Source organism: Ichthyenterobacterium magnum (genome assembly GCF_003610635.1).
Taxonomy (GTDB): Bacteria; Bacteroidota; Bacteroidia; order Flavobacteriales; family Flavobacteriaceae; genus Ichthyenterobacterium; species Ichthyenterobacterium magnum.
The window spans coordinates 25700-43884 of sequence record NZ_RAQJ01000007.1 but is presented as its reverse complement, the minus strand read 5'-3'; the positions used below and the strand labels follow the sequence as shown (position 1 = coordinate 43884).

The following is an 18185-nucleotide window of genomic DNA, read 5'->3' as shown; positions in this document are numbered from 1 at the left end:
AAATTTACGGAATTTTCAAAATTATAGATAGAATTTTCAGAATAGTTTAAGATATGTATCATGCTCTTGTTTCTGTTCAAAAAGTAAAAAAAGTGACTTATCATTTTATTCTGTGTCAAAATCATGGTGGTAAATACTTATCACAGTTATACAACTATAACCATTAACTATTTTTATTATGAAACAAAAATTATTTTTAAGCTTATGTCTTATTTCTGGCATAGGTTTCGCACAAGCTCAAGGCTTACCAACTAATCCGGAACCTGGAAAATGCTATGTAAAATGTATTACAAAAGACACTTTTAAGGAAGTAACTGAAACTTTACAAGTTTATCCAGCCTACACAACTTTAGAAATTGTTCCTGCAACTTACAAAACAGTTGAAGAAACAGTATTGGTAAAAGAAGCTACAGAAAGATACACGTATACTCCAGCTACATATGAAACTGTAGATGTATCTTATTTAAGTAAAGAAGGTCGAACTGATTTAAATATTGTACCTGCAACTTTTGGAAGAGATTCTAGAACTTTTGAAACGTATCCAGCTACTTCTGGATGGGAGTACAAAATTCTTGAAGATTGTCCATCAGTAAATAAAGACGATTGTGTTGCTGCATGTTTTGTTGAATATCCAGCTTCTTTTAGAGATGTACAATTTACAACTTTAGCTACAGATGCTAGCACAACTAGCAATCCTGTACCTGAAAGAATGTCAACATACAAAAAACGTGTGATTAAAACTCCTGCTCGTATGGATAAAATTGAAATCCCTGCTGAGTACAAAACTATTACACGCCAAGTTGTTGACACACCAGCTACAACTAGAAGTACTACTATACCTGCCAGAAATGAAACTGTTACCAGAACTGTTTTAGATAAGAAAGGTGGTATTACTACATGGGAAGAAGTTGAATGTGCTCTTTTAGACCCAACTGTAATTCCAATTTTTTACGAACTAGCTAGTGCTCGTTTAACTCCAGCTTCTAAACGGGTTATAGATGAAACTTTATTACCGATTTTAAAGGATAAGCCAGTAAGCATCGAAATTTTATCTCATACAGATTCTAGAGGTAATGATGATTACAACATGTCTTTATCTCAACAACGTGCTAATTCTGTTGTAAACTATTTGGTTGGAAAAGGCATCTCTAGAAGTAGATTATCTGCAAAAGGATATGGGGAATCTAGATTAACAAACCGTTGCTCTAATGGTGTAGATTGTGCTGAATCTCAACACAAAAAAAATAGACGTACTGAATTTAGAATTTTAAACAACTAAGAAAAGGTTGTATTATTCAATATTAAAAGGCTCCAATTATGGAGCCTTTTTTTCTAACCTATACATTCTATATTTAGATAATTTCTTTTCAGCATTTATACCATAATTGTCTAGCAAATCTGTTTGCATTAAAGCATAAAACTTATGGTGTATTTGCCAATCATGTTTCTTATTAACATCTAGCTTATTATTAGTTGTTACCACTGGCATATCTAAAACTAATGCTAATTGATACATCACATCTTTAAACGATACATTATCAGCTTGTATTTGCGAATCATCAATTAAGTAATTAGCAGTATCCTTTCCCCAATCTATTTGTTCTGTATCCCAAAACTGAGGTTGTTCAATATCTAAAACCATTACTTCACCTTTAATCTCAGTATGAAATAAATCTAATTTTAGATGCTCTAAAATTTCGAAACTAGAATTAATAAAATAAGGTGAAGTTTTACTTACAAAAATTTGGTATGTTTTATTTAAAGCTGGCGGCACATTAATTTGGCTTTTAAGCACTTTTAATTGATACGCTAAAATACTTTGCAAATCACCACTATATTCAACAAACTCTTGCTTTGGTTCAACAATAAGCGTTTCAAAAGTTTGATTTTTTAATTCTTTAATTTCAAAATCCTCTTTTGGCTTATAATCTGCCTTTACAACCTCTTCTTTAATGCGTTGAATTTTAAACACTATATCTACATCTCTTCTTTTCTGATTTTGCCTAAGAAATCGTTCTAAATCACCTTGCTTAAAATCTGTAGGACTACCTTTCCATAAAACATCTCCATAAGCATTTACCAATAATCCATAAGGTAAGGTTCTAGTATTATTAGCAGCAAAAGTCTCACCCTTATAATCAATTGCAACGGCTAAATCTGTAGGATGCTTTTTTATAAAACGTCTAACTTTATCTGGGTTCTCTTTTGTAAGTGATACTACATAAAAACGATTTGGATACTGTTTTTGCAATACTCCTAAATACTCTGAAGCATATACACATGGTCCACACCAAGTAGCCCAAAAATCAATAAAAAATAATGAGCTCTCAGCACTTTGTGCAGATTTTGATTTTTGAATATATTCAGAAAATCGTATTTGCGCTGACATGAAACTTGTAAAAAACAAGATGAAAAACACAAAAATTGACCGTTTAAAATATGTGCTATTAATCATAAATAAATTGTAATTCTAGTCGTAAATAACAACTATTATGCTAAAATAATATTTTATCCTAATTATTTTAATTATTGCTTCATTTTCAATAAATTAAAGTTTTTATTTTTTAGAACAAATTATAAAATTTGGAATACTAATTGAATAACTTACACCTGTATAACTTATCTTTGTTAAAGATATAAAAAACCCTAAACCATGTTGAAAAAAATTTTAGCTTTTATTCTTATTTTTAATTTAACTGCATGCGCAGAATTGCAAGGTATTGTAGACCAGCTACCACAAGGTGGAGGCGTTTTAAGCAATGCTGATATTGCCTCAGGGTTGCGTCAAGCTTTAGACTTTGGTATCGACAAACAAGTTAGTAAGCTAACGCAAAAAGATGGATTCTTTAAAAACGAATTGGTTAAAATATTACTTCCTGAAGAACTAAAAAAAGTAGATAAAGCCTTACGTGACATTGGACTAAGTAGCCTTGCTGACGATGGTCTAAAAATTTTAAACAGAGCAGCCGAAGATGCTGTAAAAGAAGCTACTCCTATATTTATTAATGCTGTTAAAGACATCACTTTTGCAGATGCAAAAAACATTCTATTAGGACAAGATGATGCCGCAACATCTTATTTAACTAGTAAAACGCAAACATCGTTATACAACAAATTTCAACCTGTAATTAATAATTCGTTTTCTAAAGTTGGTGCTGATCAAATTTGGGCGAACTTAATTAACAAATACAACGCATTACCTTTTACTAATAATGTAAATCCAGATTTAACAGATTATGTTACTGGAGAAGCTTTAAAAGGTGTCTATAAAATGATTGCCGTTGAAGAAAAAGAAATACGTAACAAAGTTGGGTCTAGAACAACAGATTTACTAAAGAAAGTATTTGCGCTTCAAGATTAGTGATTAGTGATTAGTGATTAGTGATTAGTGATTAGTGATTAGTGATTAGTGATTAGTGATTAGTGATTAGTGATTAGTGAAAACTACATTATTCTAAATTAGTAAAACACAATTAAAATGTCTTTCCCATAACCATCTAACATCTAACATCTAACATCTAACATCTAACAAAACTACTTTTTCTTATACAAGCCATCAAAGGCCACTATAATATCTTTATTATTTGTAATGGTTTCCCAATATTGACGAACAGAACCATCATCATTTAAGGTCCAGGTAACTCGATGATAAAATGGCTGACCATCTTTATTCTTTTCTTCGTCCGTTTTTAGAATCATTTGGTTACCTACTCTATTTCCTTTTAAATGTAAGCTGCCACCTTGATTATCTATCCAGACTTGCTCCCATTGTTTGTCTTTATAATTATAAAAGTTGTTGCTTGTTCCTGTATATTTTCCTTTTGCACTTGCCCAATTTTCTCTCAAAATACAGTTGTCTTGAATTTTTTCAATACTGTTTGTTCCTGCTAATGTACCATCAGGGTTTGTGACTGTCCATTCTCCAATCCAAAAATCAAATTCAGCATGTTTCTCGGTACAACAATTACAAGGTGTGGTTTGCGCACTTAAACTAGAAGTCATAATTAAAGTAAAAAATAGTAGTATTGTTTTCATAACTGTTGTGTTAATTCTTCTAAAATTAATGAACAACATTTAATACAACGCTAATATTAACATAACATTAAATATTTAAATAAGTTTCACCTTTGCAATAGTTAGTTAGCATAGGAATACATCTTTATTCCTTATTTAGGTTAGTAAAAAGTCGGCTTAAAAATCTAAGTCGATTTTTTTATTAACATTAAGAGCTTTTAAGTTGCTGTTTAGCAATATTTTAAATATATTTAATGTCCTAACCGTTGTAGTAATGAAAGATTTATCTGAAATAAAAAAGCACCAACTCAAATTACAACTGCGTTATAAGCAACTTATTGAACAAGCCTACAACTTACGTCAAACTGATCATGCACAAAGTGACATATCAGAATACAAAGCGATCAAGCTTTTAAATAAACTTAATAGACTTAAGTATTTAAACAGAGAAAACAAACAGATTCCTGTAAGCTATAATTAATGTAGTGTTTTAAAATAGTTAAACGCTTTTGTTAGTCTGGATCCGTACCACGAAAACATTTCGCCATCAACTAATTGTATTTTAGGTGTTTTTAAATGCGTTTTTAATTCACTTATATGTTCTTCTTTAAAAGGATATGGTTCACTTGATAAGAGTACTAAATCTGTATTTTTTTTAATTTCGTCTAGCTGAACTTCTGGATAACGTTCTAAATTTTTATAACTGTTTTCAAATTTATTAAGCCTAAGCATTTCATTAATAAAAGTATGGCTTGCTGCAACCATCCATGGGTTTTTCCAGATAAAGTAAACCACTTTCTTTATAGGTTTCTTTTCTATAAATGTCTTAAATTCTAAATGCTTTGTCTGAATTTTTTCAGCTATTGTTTCTGCTTCCATCTTTTTCAAAAAAAGCTCACCATACATTTTTATTAGTTCCAAACAATCATCAATAGTATAAATATCACTTATATGAACTGGAGCTATTTGCTCTAATCTAATAATCATTTCTAATGTGTTTTCCTCCTTATTACAAAGAATAATATCTGGGTCTAAAGCTTTAATTTTATCAAAATTAACTTGCTTGGTTCCTCCAACAACAGCAACCTTAGTTTTTATATAATGTGGATGCACACAAAACTTTGTAACGCCAATAATTGAAGACTCCAAACCCAAGTCGCATAACAACTCTGTTTGACTTGGCACTAGAGATACGATGCGTTTTGGTACACTTTTTAAGTGTATAGTTCTATTGAGTTGGTCTCTAAATTTCACCCATTAATTTATTCTAAAATCACTTCCATCTGCTTTTGCAACTCACTAGCTTTTAAAGCAGCAGCTTGTGCAAAATCAATTTCATTTGAAGCATAAATAATTCCGCGAGAAGAATTAATAAGCAATCCAACATTACTACTCATTCCATACTTACAAACATCTTGCAAGTTTCCGCCTTGAGCACCAACACCTGGAACTAGTAAAAAACTATCTGGTATAATCTGTCTAATATCTGCAAAGTATTCGGCTTTAGTTGCGCCAACAACATACATTAAGTTTTTAGAGTTAACCCAAGATTTTGACGTTTCTAAAACTTGCTTATACAACTCTTTACCATCTACTGTTTTAGTTTGAAAATCGAAAGCGCCTTGATTAGATGTTAAAGCCAACATAATAGTATGCTTATTTTTAAAAGCCAAAAAAGGTTCTACCGAATCTTTTCCCATATAAGGTGCAACAGTAACACTATCAAAAGCTAAATCTTCAAAAAAGGCTTTAGCATACATGGTGCTTGTATTGCCAATATCGCCACGTTTAGCATCAGCAATTGTAAATATTTCTGGATGGTTTTTATTTAAATAACTTATCGTTTTTTCAAGTGCTTTCCAGCCTTTAAGTCCGTAGGCTTCATAAAAAGCCGTGTTAGGTTTGTAGGCTACGCAAAGATTATGTGTTGCGTCAATAATAGCTTTATTAAATGCAAATATTGGGTCTTCATCTTTAAGTAAATGCTTTGGTATTTTGTTTAAATCGACATCTAATCCTATGCACAGAAAAGATTTCTTTTTTTTAATTTGCTCAGTAAGTTGTTGTGTTGTCATTTGCTGTTATAAAAAAAGCCTCAAAATGAGGCTTAATATTAAATATGTTCGTCGCTTGCTTTTAACTTTTCAGTATTTTCAGCGAGTTGTAATTCGTCAATTATTTTTTGAATATCTCCATTTACAATATTAGATAAATCATAAAGCGTTAACCCGATTCTATGATCAGTTACGCGTCCTTGCGAATAATTATAGGTTCTAATTTTGGCACTTCTGTCTCCAGAGCTTACCATTGATCCTCTTTTTTCGGCATCGGCAGCGTTCTTTTTAGCTAATTCCATTTCGTATAAACGAGAACGCAATACTTTAAAAGCTTTTTCTTTGTTTTTATGCTGCGATTTTTGGTCTTGACATTGTGCTACCAAACCTGTAGGCACGTGAGTTAAACGTACTGCAGAATACGTGGTGTTTACAGATTGTCCTCCTGGACCAGATGAACAGAAAAAATCTATTCTTACATCTTTAGGGTTAATCTCTACATCAAACTCTTCAGCTTCAGGAAACACCATTACTGTAGCCGCACTTGTATGCACACGTCCTTGTGTTTCAGTTTGTGGTACACGCTGTACACGATGTACGCCAGCTTCAAACTTTAAGGTGCCATAAACATCATCACCGGTAACTTCAAACTGAATTTCTTTAAAACCTCCATTTGTACCTTCACTATAATCTACTGTATCTACTTTCCAGCCCTTGCTTTCACAATATTTAGTGTACATTCTAAACAAATCTCCTGCAAAAATACTAGCTTCATCTCCACCAGTTCCTGCTCTTAGCTCAACAACAGCATTTTTAGCATCTTCTGGATCTTTAGGTATTAAGAGTACTTTTATTTCTTCTTCTAATTTAGGAATACCTGTTTTTGCTTCATCATATTGCATTTTGGCCATATCTACCATTTCGGCGTCACTGCCATCAGCTATAATTTCTTCGGCTTCTTTTAAGTTATTTGTCAACTCAATATAATCTTCTCGCTTGTCCATTAACAAGCGTAAATCTTTATATTCTTTATTAAGCTGAACATAACGTTTTTGATCTGTAATAATATCTGGCTGAATGATTAAATCACTCACCTCATCAAAACGCTGCTTTATTATCTGTAATTTCTCTAACATCTATCCTAAAATTCTGCATCAAAAATACAATAATTTATGAGTTTTTAATATCTAGAAATACAATCATATTAACAATTAAGAAATAATTAAAAGCAAAATACGTTTAGATTATATCATGCAAAAACTCCTAACTATACTTGCATTTTATAGACCTTTTGTTATTTGGTCTTTTGTTATTAATGCGCTTATAGGGTTTTTTAATCCTGAAATAATTCCTGCCATCATAACAAAATTGTTTTTAGCAGTTTTTGTGTGGTATTTGGTTACAGAGACTAATGAAAAGAAAAGATTCTCTTTTTACAAAAAATTAGGCATTAACACCTTTACGTTATTTGCTGTTATATTTATTATAGATATTGTTCTCACTATTAGCTTCTTAATTGTATTTAAAGAATTTAAATGATTACACTTTCTAATATAACTTAACCTTTAATATTCAAAAACTCCAAATTCACTTTTTATAGTCAGTTTCTTTTTCTCTGATGCTTCAACGTGACCAACAATTATTGCATCAACATTAAACGATTTAGAAATTGAAATAATATCTTCAGCTATTTCTGGAGTTACGTATAATTCCATACGATGTCCACAATTAAAAACTTGATACATCTCTTTCCAATCTGTTTTAGATTGCTCTTGAATTAATTTGAATAAAGGTGGAATTGCAAACATGTTATCTTTTACAATATGTAAATTATCTATAAAATGAAGAATCTTAGTTTGTGCTCCACCAGAACAATGCACCATACCATGTACAGTATCGCTATTATACTTTGAAAGAATTGATTTAATAATTGGTGCATACGTACGCGTTGGCGATAATACTAATTTACCTGCGTCAATTGGAGAATCTTCAACAGTATCTGTTAATTTAGTTTGACCAGAATACACTAAATCTTCTGGCACAGATGCATCAAAACTCTCTGGGTATTTATTAGCAAGGTATTTATGAAATACATCATGACGTGCAGAAGTAAGTCCATTACTTCCCATACCACCATTGTACTCTTTCTCATATGTTGCTTGACCAAAACTTTCTAAACCAACAATAACATCACCAGCTTCTATGTTTGCATTATCAATAACATTGCTTCGTTTCATACGAGCAGTTACAGTTGAATCTACAATTATGGTTCTCACCAAGTCACCTACATCTGCAGTTTCTCCACCTGTTGAATGAATAGTTACTCCAAAACTTTTTAATTCGGAAATTAAATCTTCCGTTCCGTTAATAATTGCAGAAATGACTTCTCCAGGAATTAAATTTTTATTTCTACCAATTGTAGAAGACAGCATAATATTGTCTGTTGCTCCAACACAAAGTAAATCGTCAATATTCATAATTAAGGCATCTTGAGCAATACCTTTCCATACAGAAATATCTCCAGTTTCTTTCCAATACATATAGGCTAATGACGATTTTGTGCCTGCACCATCTGCATGCATAATTATACAATATGCATCATCGTTAGTTAAATAATCTGGAACTATTTTGCAAAATGCTTTAGGAAATAACCCTTTATCAATGTTTTTTATAGCGTTGTGTACATCTTCTTTTGAAGCAGAAACTCCTCTTTGTGCATAACGCTTACTTATATCTTGACTCATTGCTTACAATTGAGTTGCAAAAATAAGCATTGTAATTATTTTTTTGTGTAATTCTTATCAATTAAAAGATTAGAATCTATAACTGTAGCTTGTCCATCTGACAGCTTGGCTTTTTTCTTTGCTCCTCCAAAATAAAAGTTAACACCAAAGGCTAATCTAAAATAGGTGTCATCAGAATTTCCAGCTTCTAATCCATCTAAAATATCGCTAAGTACATAGTTATAATCTGTAAAAAGCTTAAGACCAAAACCATCTAAAACTAGATACTCAATTCCGCCGCCGCCTTGAAATTTTGTTGCTGTTTCTTTAAAATGATTTGAAGCATTATAACCTGCTCCTGCAAAAACAAATGGTGAAAATTTACTATGTGGCAAAACTGTGCACTCAAGATTTAAATCAAAAGACATAAATCCTTCATTATAGACATCTATATAAGCAAGGTTGAATTTATTATAGCTAAAATTTATATTTAAATGTGGAAACAAATAGCGTTTGTAACCTATTCTAAAATAAATTTCAAACTCAGGGTCAACAAAATCTCCATTTATTACAGATGTTCCTAATGCTAGGTCAAATACATTATTTCCTCTTAAATCAAAGAATTCTGTTTTGGGCACTTTTTCTGATGCCTTTTTGGCCGTTTCAATAGAGGTTAATTCTATTGTTTCATTAGCATTTTGAGCAATCCCTGAGAATGACAAAAAACTCAAAATAAATATAGCTAATGTTTTAATATAAAATGGTTGTGCTATCATCAATTTTAATATTAATTAAACATTTTTAATTAATAACAAAATAGAATTGAAGTTCAATTTTTGGGGCTAGAACAAAGTGCAATATAACAAAATAATTAACAATCAACTCTAAATGAGTTATTTGCACAAAAAAAAAAAAAAAAGACAAATGAATCAATTTATAATTCATCTGTCTTTTAAGTTTTTTTAGAGGTTAATCAAAAAATATGATACTTCTCTTAAAAACGTTTTTTGTAAGCAACAAAATTTAGTTTACGATTCTAATTGTAATTTCATTTCGGTCTTAGCAATGTCATCCTGATTTGAATCTTGTTTAACATCATTAGAGTCGGCCTGAGAAAACAACAAGGTAGCAAACATTAATGCAGCCACACTTAGTAGTAACTTTTTCATTTTTACAAAAATTGATTAATAGCATTACAAATTTAATGAAATAAACTACTGTGCATGCGGCATTGTCTTTATTTTCGATTATTTGTAAAATAATAGGATGAAATACCCTTTTCAGGTTTTATATATACGTATGACTACGTACACAACTACCTAAACCTAACTGATAATCAATGAAATAAAACCAAATTTATTTAGTAAATAACAACTCTCTATACTTAACTAAAGGCCAAAGCTCGTCGTCTACAAGCAATTCTAATTTATCTGAATGATACCTAATTTTATCAAACAGAGGTTTTACTTTATTACAATATGCCTCAGCTTTTTTGTTAGCATTTTCAATCTTATTGGCTTTCTTTCTTTCGTTAGTCATTGTTGTAACGTTAGAATTTATAGCTTCAATATGCCTAGATATTTCTTCGATAAGATTTAACTGTTCTTTAGCTAGCTTTTTAAAATCTGCTCCATAAATTTCTTTTAAACCTTTAACATTCTCTATTAAAACATTTTGATATTTTACTGCTGTTGGCACTATATGATTACGAGCAATATCGCCTAAAACACGACCTTCAATTTGAATACGCAAAACATACTCTTCAACTTCAATCTCATAACGTGCTTCTACCTCAACTTTATTCATAATACCTAAATCGCCATACAAGTTAATTGCCTTTTTAGATACCTTGGCTTTAAGTGCTTCAGGTGTTGTTTTATTATTACTTAAGCCTCGTTTTTTTGCTTCTTTTTCCCAAGCTTCACCATAACCATTTCCTTCAAACAAAATATGTTTTGACTTCTTGATATACTCTCTAAGAATATTAAAAATGGCATCGTCCTTTTTCATATCCTTTTTATCAATAAGCGCATCTACTTCAGTTTTAAACTCTGTTAATTGCTTTGCTACAATAGCATTTAAAACCGTCATAGGGTTTGCACAATTTGCTGTGGATCCTACTGCTCTAAATTCAAACTTGTTACCTGTAAATGCAAAAGGTGACGTTCTGTTACGATCTGTATTATCTAATAACACATCTGGTATTTTACCAACAACATTTAGCTTTAAATCTGTTTTTTCTTCTGGAGATAATTTACCATTTGTAACATGTTCTAATTCATTTAAAACATTAGTTAATTGTTCGCCAATAAATACTGAAATAATTGCTGGCGGAGCTTCATTTGCCCCTAATCGATGATCATTACTTGCAGACGCAATTGCCGCTCTTAACAATTCTTCGTTATCATAAACTGCTTTAATTGTATTAATAAAGAATGTTAAAAATTGAAGATTACTCATTGGTGTTTTTCCTGGGCCTAATAAGTTAACTCCAGTATCTGTACTCAAACTCCAATTGTTATGTTTTCCTGAACCGTTTACGCCTGCAAATGGTTTTTCATGAAACAATACTTTAAAATTATGTCGGTCGGCAATCTTATCCATCACATCCATTAATAATGAATTATGATCTACTGCTAAATTTGCTTCGTCGTAAATTGGTGCTAATTCAAACTGATTTGGCGCTACCTCATTATGTCTTGTTTTAACAGGAATACCTAAAAGCATACATTCTGTTTCTAAATCCTTCATGTACTGCATTGCTCTATTTGGTATGGTGCCAAAATAGTGATCATCTAATTGCTGACCTTTAGCAGGTGAATGCCCAAGTAATGTACGTCCAGTTAATACTATATCTGGTCTAGCGTTTGCCAAGGCACTATCTATTAAAAAGTACTCTTGTTCCCAACCTAAAGATGCATTTACTTTTTTAACGTTTTTATCAAAATATTTACAAACCGCAACTGCAGCATGATCTACTGCTTGAAGTGCTCTTAATAACGGAGTTTTGTAATCTAAAGCTTCACCTGTATAAGACACAAAAACGGTTGGAATACAAAGTGTAGTATCATAAATAAATGCTGGAGATGTAGGATCCCAAGCTGTATATCCTCTAGCTTCAAAAGTATTTCTTATGCCTCCATTTGGAAAACTTGACGCATCTGGCTCTTGTTGCACTAATTGGCCTCCACCAAATTTTTCAATAGCCAAACCGCCTCCAATAGTTTCAAAAAAAGCATCATGTTTTTCTGCCGTTGCACCTGTTAAAGGTTGAAACCAATGTGTATAATGAGTAGCACCTTTAGATAAAGCCCATTCTTTCATTCCTGTAGAAATGTGATCTGCAACAGACCTGTCGATTTTAGAACCATTTTTAATAGCGTCCATAACACTATTATAAGCAGCTTTAGTTAAATATTGACGCATAGCTGTTTCGTTAAACACATTAGATCCAAACATAGCAGAACGGCGTTCTTTTTCTTCTATCTCAATTGGTTTACGGTTAAGAGATTCTTTAATAGCATGAAATCTTAAAGTTGACATAATTATAATTTTAATTGCTTAAACTAATTTTAACAGGGACAAATTTATTAAATTTATGCTAAAAAACCATTCAACCCTAAAAAAAACAGGGTTAAATACTAATAATAAATAAAATTTTAAGATTGCACCCTTTAAAAATCACCCTTTAAAGACTAAATAAATAAAACAAACATAACCAGCTACCAAAACTAAACCTTTGTATCTGCTTATTTGAAGTTGTTTAGGCAACAGTATTAAAGGAATTAATACCGCAGCAAACGCTAGCATCCAAAATATATCTCGTGTCAAAATTTGAGGTTCTGTTACTGGAATTGTTTTAATTATAGATGTAATCCCTAAAACTGAACCTATATTAAAAATATTAGACCCAATTAAGTTACCTAAAGAAATTGCTCTTTCTTGTTTAACAGCAGCAATTACAGAAGCTGCAAGCTCTGGAACACTTGTACCAATTGCTATCATGGTAACAGATATTACGGCTTCACTTACACCTAAAGCAACTGCCATTTCTTTTGCGCCATCGACTAACCATTCTGAACCAAAATACAATGCAACTGCGCCTATTAGTAGCCAAACAAAAATTTTATAATTTCTAACATTGGCAAGCGCATCATCTACATCTTCAATTTCCTCTTCTTTTTTAGAGCTTTTAATAAGCACAATTAAAAATATGATTAATGCTACTAACAACACAACACCTTCAATTGAAGTAAGTTGATCGTCATTATATAAAAAATAATACATTAACAAAGAAAAAACCATCATTGACGGCCATGTTAATTTATAAAATGATTTATCGACAGCTATAGAACCAATAAGAGCAGTAATACCTAATACAAGACCGATGTTAGCAATGTTAGAACCAACAACATTATTTATTGCTATAGCTGGAGAGCCTGACAATGCAGCATTTAAACTCACTAATAGCTCAGGTGCTGATGTTGCAAATGAAACAACGGTCATACCTATTACTAACTTAGAAATACTAAACTTAAATGATAGTGCAACAGAAGCTCTTACCAAAAACTCACCTCCTACAACCAATAAAATCAATCCTAAAATAATCCAGAACAAGCTCATAAATAATGTACCAATATTTTGAATGCGAAGATACTATTTCATTTTAATCTTTAACTAAAACTAAAAAAATCGTTAAATAACTATTAAAATAGTTGTGTAACTACGAAAATAGTTATAGGTTTGATTTATCAAACTATTTTGAATTAAAAAGCTTATGCAAAAATTAACCAATAAAGAGGAAGAAATAATGCATGTACTCTGGAAGCTAGAAAAAGCTTTTGTAAAAGATGTTTTAGCAGAGATTTCTACAGACAAACCACATTATAATACACTTTCTACTATTATAAGAAACCTAGAAGACAAAGGTTATGTTAGTTATAATGCTTATGGAAAAACACATCAATACTTTCCTGTAATTAGTAAAGAGGCTTACAGAAAACGCTTTATGAATTCTGCAATTGACAATTATTTTAATAGCTCATATAAAAATGTTGTTTCCTTTTTTGCTAAAGAGGAAAAAATAAGCGTTGATGAGCTAAAAGAGATTATAAAACTTATTGAAAATAAAAAATAATCATGGCATATTTAATAAAAGCATCAGTAATAATTGGTATATTCTATGTATGTTATAAACTATTTTTACAGCGTGAAACTTTTTTTCAAAGTAACAGATGGTTTATTATAATTGGTGTCATAACATCTTTTGTTGCGCCATTAATTATAATTCCTATATACACCTATATTGAGCCTAAACAAACGCTTCATACATTTTCTAACAATATAATTACAACTATAGAATCTAGTGAAACTATTGAGACTATAAACTGGGATTCGCTATTTTTAGTATTATATTTTTTAGGTACGAGTATTTTGGGAGCGCGTTTGCTTATTCAAATGTATTCTTTATCTACTCTTATATATAGAAGTAATAAATATCGTTCGGGTAAATATATACACGTAAAAGTAGAAGATAACATTTCTCCTTTCTCGTTCTTTAATTGGGTAGTTTATAATCCAAATCAGTTTAATAATAATGAGCTCAAGCAAATTATTACGCACGAGAAAGTACATGTAAACCAATACCACTCATTAGACATCATTCTTATAGAAATAGCAACAATTGTATTTTGGTGCAATCCGCTTATTTGGCTATATAAAAAAGAACTTCAACAAAATTTAGAATTTATAGCCGACAACAAGGCACAACAAAAATCTAACTGTGAAAAAAGCTATCAGCATCTATTACTAAAAACCAGTGTGCCGCAGTATCAATTAGCATTAACAAATAATTTTTATAATTCATTAATCAAAAATCGAATCGTTATGTTACACAAACCAAAATCAAAACAATCAAGTCTCTGGAAATACATGTTTATACTTCCTGCGCTAGCATTATTTTTAATGAGCTTTAATACAAAACATGTTTTAGTTGAAAAGCAAACACCAATATTAGGCCCATATCTAACTAGTAATTTATTAACAGACACTACAGCTAACTTATCTTCAAATACAATAGAAGAAAAAAGAACAGATCAACGAGTTGCTACTAAAAGTTCACAAAAAAAAGCAAGTAAACTCACTAGTACAAAACAGAAAACAAAAGTAACACATGGCAATAACGATGTTGAAATGGTTATGGTTACCAAAAATGCATCAGATAGTGATTTAGATGAGATAAAAGCCTCATTTAAAAAGAAAGAAATAACTATTAAGTTTAAAAGCATTAAACGTAATAGTGATGGAGAAATTACTGCTATAAAAATTGAAGCAAAATCTAAAAACTCAAGCACAAGTTACAATGTCAATTCTGATGAAACGATAGAGCCAATTAAAATTGTTTTTGATGCTAAAAACAATAACATCTCAATTGGTAATGGTCATTATCAACATGGTAACAATACTTTTGCTTACAAATCTAAAGGAGGAAAACATAAAATTTACAAGTCTGGAAAAGGAAACAATGTATTTGTGTTTTCTGATGACGATGAGCATGAACATCATTGTGACGAAAAAAATAAACATAACTGTGATACGGAACATGAACACCATAGTAATGAAGACAAAATCATTATTAGAAGCAATGGAAAGAATGGAAAACACAAAAAGATAAAGAGAAGCAAAAATGTGCAAATATTATCTGGAGATGATGATCATAATGTTGTAGAAGTAATAGTAGAAAGCGATACTGATAACGAACAAGAAAACCATCATGAAGATGTTTATGTTATTAAAAATAATGGAAAAAGTAAAGTATCCATTTTGCATGACGATGACGACAATCATTTTGAAATAAAAACTTCTGACAAAGGCAATCTTGTTTTTATATCAGATGCTAATGAAAAGCCTTTATTTATTTTAGATGGGAAAGAGATTTCTAAAAAAGACATAGAGAACATAAACTCAGATACTATAAAAAAAGTTGAAGTTTTAAAAGGAGATAAAGCCACAGAAAAATATGGCAAAAAAGGAAAAGATGGTGTTGTGCTAATGTATACTAAAAACAAAAATTAGACTTACACTTATCAACAAAAAACCTCAAGTCTTAGTTAGTCGACTTGAGGTTTTTTATTTTATATAAGTTGGTGTTTTACTTAACCACCAATTTCTTTACTATAAATTCATTTTCAGAAGATATATTCAACATATAAATTCCGTTTGGTAAATTAAAATCTATAAATGTGTCTTCAAGCAAACCTATTGTTTTAATCTGGCGTCCATCTACAGAAAACACTTCAACTTTTGTTTTATTTTTAATGCCTTTAATATAAACGCGATTAGATGTTGGGTTTGGATACACTTGGATATTCAATAAGTTATGTTCCTCAACGCTTAATTGCTGATCCCATGTTTGGCCAACCATATTTCCCCAAATGTATTCTACTAAATCTGGCTGATCTATAAATGGGTTTCTATTAAACTGCCAATTATAGACTACATTGTTTCTATTCATTTCAAAATCATCTGGAGGATCATTTCTGTGCCAATCTAATAAGACTGCTAAATCTCCTAACTGACCAGGCGTATCAGGAAAACCATCAACCACTTGTAAACCGTTATATCTAATCTCCATATATAAAACGCTTCTAGCCACGTCTCCATAAAAACTTCCGCTATTGCCGCTAGGTCCAACATATTGCCCGTAATGCTGATTTCCTCGAGAACTATTTTCTGAACCATCAGCAGCTCTTAAAGCATGAGCGTCTGAATTACCATGTCGTAGAGAATCTGCGGTTGTATTCCAAAAAATATTTCTTTCATCTGCAATATCATCGGCATCAATACTATTAAAACCACCTCTTGATCTAGGAAACGTATGTTCTCTATTCCATTTTCCGTTATTATCAGATGATGTTTGAAAATCTAATTTTGCTCGTCCTTCTTCTGTATATAACAACCAAACTTGATTGCTATTTGCTGGATTTTGATCAGCTTCTTTTAAAATATCAATAACATCTGTGTAAGTCTGAGCCCTTACAACACCTTCTTCTGCAATTATATCTTGTAAAGCTTGTTTTAATTGAGCATCAGCAAAACCATCTAAACTATCATAATATCCTGTTGGTTGTGTACTACTTACCATGCCATAAGTTGGTGCAGTTGGCACTCCGTATGATGCCATTGTAAAATCATTATCTACTACTCTAACTTGAATACTACCATTATTTGGTATAATTGGTTCGACCAAATCTATCATTGATATAATTAACACCTCATCACCTTCATCATCATTATCGTCTACTAGAGAAATTGTAGTACTTGTAGTGTTTTGGCCTGAAGGAATTGTTAATGATGTATTTCCGGTAAAATCTGTGTCATCAAAAGTTCCATTATTTAAACTAATATTAAAATTTAAATCTGATGCTACATTAGTGTCTGTTGTAAAAATAATATCAAACGTATCGTCTTCATTATATTGTGTTTGTGCTACTGAAACACTTACACCATTAAAGATTATTCCAGAACCATCATTTAACTGTCTTGGTGTTGGTGTAGTTGATGTGTATGTGACATTATCATTAATATCAACAAAACGCTGAATAGAGTTAGTGTTATTACCAGAGCCTTCATTTATTTGTTGAGACAAACCAAGTAAACCCATTAATACAGTATCATCAGAATCACTCGTATCATATGCTAAAGCGTCAATTAAAGTTGCTCCTGTACTAGGATCTGTTCCAGAAAAAGCAACAGTTCCTCCTGGAAAATCAAAATCATTCCCTTGATAAATAGCAACTGCATCTGCTCCATTTTGTATTACACTTTCTGGTATTAATAATTGAGGGAACGGAATTAAAGAACTACTTCCTATCACTAATAGCCCATTTACATCTGTTGTATAACCATCTAAATCTATTGTTAGGTAACTTGAGTCCATACCAGAACTAGAACCATTAAAAAAGACAACAACGTAGCCATTTAAAGAAAAATTAGGAACATCAGACTTTAGCTCTAAAAACTCTAAAGTGTCTACTCCAGGTGTATCACAATCTAATTCGTTTATAACTACTTGGCTAAAAGTCAATTGAACAAGGCATAAAAATGCCAATAGGGTAATTTTAGTTTTCATTTAAAGGAGAATTTTTACAAATGTAAGCAACTCACAACCTAATAAAGTAAAATGCATTTAAATTTTAGTACCAGACACTAAATATTAATATGTTTTTTGGTTACTGAACTATTCTCTTTTATTTCAAACAAAAAGATGAAAACGCTAAAAATCGCAGTTTTTATAACAAAAGCTCCCTTGGTTTTTTAAATCACTATAAAAAACACCCTTGAATTATTACATATATATACTAATACTTAATTTAAAGTTACAAATAATAACATT

At 31.0% G+C, this 18185-nt stretch carries 16 protein-coding genes; 6 read left to right on the top strand and 10 right to left on the bottom strand.

Annotated elements, in window-relative coordinates:
- The first annotated feature begins 178 nt into the window (after window positions 1-178).
- On the top strand, window positions 179-1279 hold the full coding sequence (locus BXY80_RS13130) for an OmpA family protein (protein ID WP_120202682.1): 1101 nt from the start codon (window positions 179-181) through the stop codon (window positions 1277-1279).
- Window positions 1280-1315: 36 nt separating this feature from the next.
- Here the strand turns inward: BXY80_RS13130 and BXY80_RS13125 are convergent, their stop codons facing one another.
- The gene (locus BXY80_RS13125; protein ID WP_162843318.1) at window positions 1316-2389 is read right to left on the bottom strand and encodes a TlpA family protein disulfide reductase; all 1074 of its coding nucleotides are present in this window, start codon (window positions 2387-2389) and stop codon (window positions 1316-1318) included.
- Between the two features lie 264 nt (window positions 2390-2653).
- Here BXY80_RS13125 and BXY80_RS13120 point away from each other — a divergent pair, with 264 nt between their 5' ends.
- On the top strand, window positions 2654-3361 hold the full coding sequence (locus BXY80_RS13120; protein WP_120202678.1) for a DUF4197 domain-containing protein: 708 nt from the start codon (window positions 2654-2656) through the stop codon (window positions 3359-3361).
- A gap of 173 nt (window positions 3362-3534) precedes the next feature.
- On the opposite strand, the gene BXY80_RS13115 is transcribed toward BXY80_RS13120, so the two are convergent.
- Window positions 3535-4035 (bottom strand): hypothetical protein, encoded by a 501-nt coding sequence (locus BXY80_RS13115; RefSeq protein WP_120202774.1) that lies wholly within the window; start codon window positions 4033-4035, stop codon window positions 3535-3537.
- A 253-nt stretch (window positions 4036-4288) separates the two neighbouring features.
- Between BXY80_RS13115 and BXY80_RS13110 the strand changes: the two genes are divergently transcribed.
- On the top strand, window positions 4289-4495 hold the full coding sequence (locus tag BXY80_RS13110; RefSeq protein WP_120202676.1) for a Lacal_2735 family protein: 207 nt from the start codon (window positions 4289-4291) through the stop codon (window positions 4493-4495).
- Here BXY80_RS13110 and BXY80_RS13105 read toward each other — a convergent pair.
- The 3 genes from BXY80_RS13105 to prfA are packed head-to-tail and all read right to left on the bottom strand — an operon-like array spanning window position 4492 to window position 7204.
- Window positions 4492-5268 carry an ABC transporter substrate-binding protein gene (locus BXY80_RS13105; protein WP_120202674.1) on the bottom strand — a complete coding sequence of 259 codons (777 nt, stop codon included), beginning with the start codon at window positions 5266-5268 and terminating at the stop codon, window positions 4492-4494. The genes BXY80_RS13110 and BXY80_RS13105 overlap by 4 nt on opposite strands.
- Before the next feature lie 8 nt (window positions 5269-5276).
- The gene (gene pyrF / locus BXY80_RS13100) at window positions 5277-6089 is read right to left on the bottom strand and encodes an orotidine-5'-phosphate decarboxylase (RefSeq protein WP_120202672.1); all 813 of its coding nucleotides are present in this window, start codon (window positions 6087-6089) and stop codon (window positions 5277-5279) included.
- A 38-nt stretch (window positions 6090-6127) separates the two neighbouring features.
- Window positions 6128-7204, bottom strand: a complete 1077-nt coding sequence (gene prfA, locus BXY80_RS13095; protein WP_120202669.1) for a peptide chain release factor 1 — start codon at window positions 7202-7204, stop codon at window positions 6128-6130.
- Between the two features lie 115 nt (window positions 7205-7319).
- Between prfA and BXY80_RS13090 the strand changes: the two genes are divergently transcribed.
- Window positions 7320-7607, top strand: a complete 288-nt coding sequence (locus BXY80_RS13090) for a hypothetical protein (RefSeq protein WP_120202667.1) — start codon at window positions 7320-7322, stop codon at window positions 7605-7607.
- A gap of 26 nt (window positions 7608-7633) precedes the next feature.
- Here BXY80_RS13090 and BXY80_RS13085 read toward each other — a convergent pair whose 3' ends face one another.
- From BXY80_RS13085 to BXY80_RS13070, 4 genes are all read right to left on the bottom strand, one after another.
- On the bottom strand, window positions 7634-8812 hold the full coding sequence (locus BXY80_RS13085) for an AIR synthase related protein (protein ID WP_120202665.1): 1179 nt from the start codon (window positions 8810-8812) through the stop codon (window positions 7634-7636).
- Between the two features lie 35 nt (window positions 8813-8847).
- Window positions 8848-9567, bottom strand: coding sequence for a Curli production assembly/transport component CsgG (locus BXY80_RS13080; protein ID WP_245977306.1), 720 nt, complete (start codon window positions 9565-9567; stop codon window positions 8848-8850).
- 580 nt (window positions 9568-10147) lie between these two features.
- Complete coding sequence (locus tag BXY80_RS13075; protein WP_120202663.1) at window positions 10148-12334, bottom strand: glutamine synthetase III family protein; 2187 nt, start codon at window positions 12332-12334, stop codon at window positions 10148-10150.
- 138 nt (window positions 12335-12472) lie between these two features.
- Entirely contained in the window at window positions 12473-13414 is a 942-nt protein-coding gene (locus tag BXY80_RS13070; protein WP_120202661.1) for a calcium/sodium antiporter, read from the bottom strand.
- A gap of 154 nt (window positions 13415-13568) precedes the next feature.
- On the opposite strand from BXY80_RS13070, the gene BXY80_RS13065 reads away from it, so the two are divergent.
- Complete coding sequence (locus tag BXY80_RS13065) at window positions 13569-13928, top strand: BlaI/MecI/CopY family transcriptional regulator (protein ID WP_120202659.1); 360 nt, start codon at window positions 13569-13571, stop codon at window positions 13926-13928.
- Between the two features lie 2 nt (window positions 13929-13930).
- Complete coding sequence (locus BXY80_RS13060) at window positions 13931-15865, top strand: M56 family metallopeptidase (RefSeq protein ID WP_120202657.1); 1935 nt, start codon at window positions 13931-13933, stop codon at window positions 15863-15865.
- A gap of 76 nt (window positions 15866-15941) precedes the next feature.
- On the opposite strand, the gene BXY80_RS13055 is transcribed toward BXY80_RS13060, so the two are convergent.
- A complete protein-coding gene (locus tag BXY80_RS13055; protein ID WP_120202655.1) occupies window positions 15942-17921 on the bottom strand; it encodes an endonuclease in 1980 nt (659 codons plus the stop codon).
- Between the last annotated feature and the right edge of the window lie 264 nt (window positions 17922-18185).

What these genes read in the sequence shown, in the direction of transcription:
- BXY80_RS13075 (WP_120202663.1), bottom strand. Translation starts at nt 12,334, where the DNA reads ATGTCAACTTTAAGATTTCATGCTATTAAAGAATCTCTTAACCGTAAA.
- BXY80_RS13125 (WP_162843318.1), bottom strand. Translation starts at nt 2,389, where the DNA reads ATGTCAGCGCAAATACGATTTTCTGAATATATTCAAAAATCAAAATCT.
- BXY80_RS13055 (WP_120202655.1), bottom strand. Translation starts at nt 17,921, where the DNA reads ATGAAAACTAAAATTACCCTATTGGCATTTTTATGCCTTGTTCAATTG.
- BXY80_RS13080 (WP_245977306.1), bottom strand. Translation starts at nt 9,567, where the DNA reads ATGATAGCACAACCATTTTATATTAAAACATTAGCTATATTTATTTTG.
- BXY80_RS13085 (WP_120202665.1), bottom strand. Translation starts at nt 8,812, where the DNA reads ATGAGTCAAGATATAAGTAAGCGTTATGCACAAAGAGGAGTTTCTGCT.
- BXY80_RS13060 (WP_120202657.1), top strand. Translation starts at nt 13,931, where the DNA reads ATGGCATATTTAATAAAAGCATCAGTAATAATTGGTATATTCTATGTA.
- BXY80_RS13090 (WP_120202667.1), top strand. Translation starts at nt 7,320, where the DNA reads ATGCAAAAACTCCTAACTATACTTGCATTTTATAGACCTTTTGTTATT.
- BXY80_RS13065 (WP_120202659.1), top strand. Translation starts at nt 13,569, where the DNA reads ATGCAAAAATTAACCAATAAAGAGGAAGAAATAATGCATGTACTCTGG.
- BXY80_RS13110 (WP_120202676.1), top strand. Translation starts at nt 4,289, where the DNA reads ATGAAAGATTTATCTGAAATAAAAAAGCACCAACTCAAATTACAACTG.
- prfA (WP_120202669.1), bottom strand. Translation starts at nt 7,204, where the DNA reads ATGTTAGAGAAATTACAGATAATAAAGCAGCGTTTTGATGAGGTGAGT.
- BXY80_RS13115 (WP_120202774.1), bottom strand. Translation starts at nt 4,035, where the DNA reads ATGAAAACAATACTACTATTTTTTACTTTAATTATGACTTCTAGTTTA.
- BXY80_RS13120 (WP_120202678.1), top strand. Translation starts at nt 2,654, where the DNA reads ATGTTGAAAAAAATTTTAGCTTTTATTCTTATTTTTAATTTAACTGCA.
- BXY80_RS13070 (WP_120202661.1), bottom strand. Translation starts at nt 13,414, where the DNA reads ATGAGCTTGTTCTGGATTATTTTAGGATTGATTTTATTGGTTGTAGGA.
- pyrF (WP_120202672.1), bottom strand. Translation starts at nt 6,089, where the DNA reads ATGACAACACAACAACTTACTGAGCAAATTAAAAAAAAGAAATCTTTT.
- BXY80_RS13130 (WP_120202682.1), top strand. Translation starts at nt 179, where the DNA reads ATGAAACAAAAATTATTTTTAAGCTTATGTCTTATTTCTGGCATAGGT.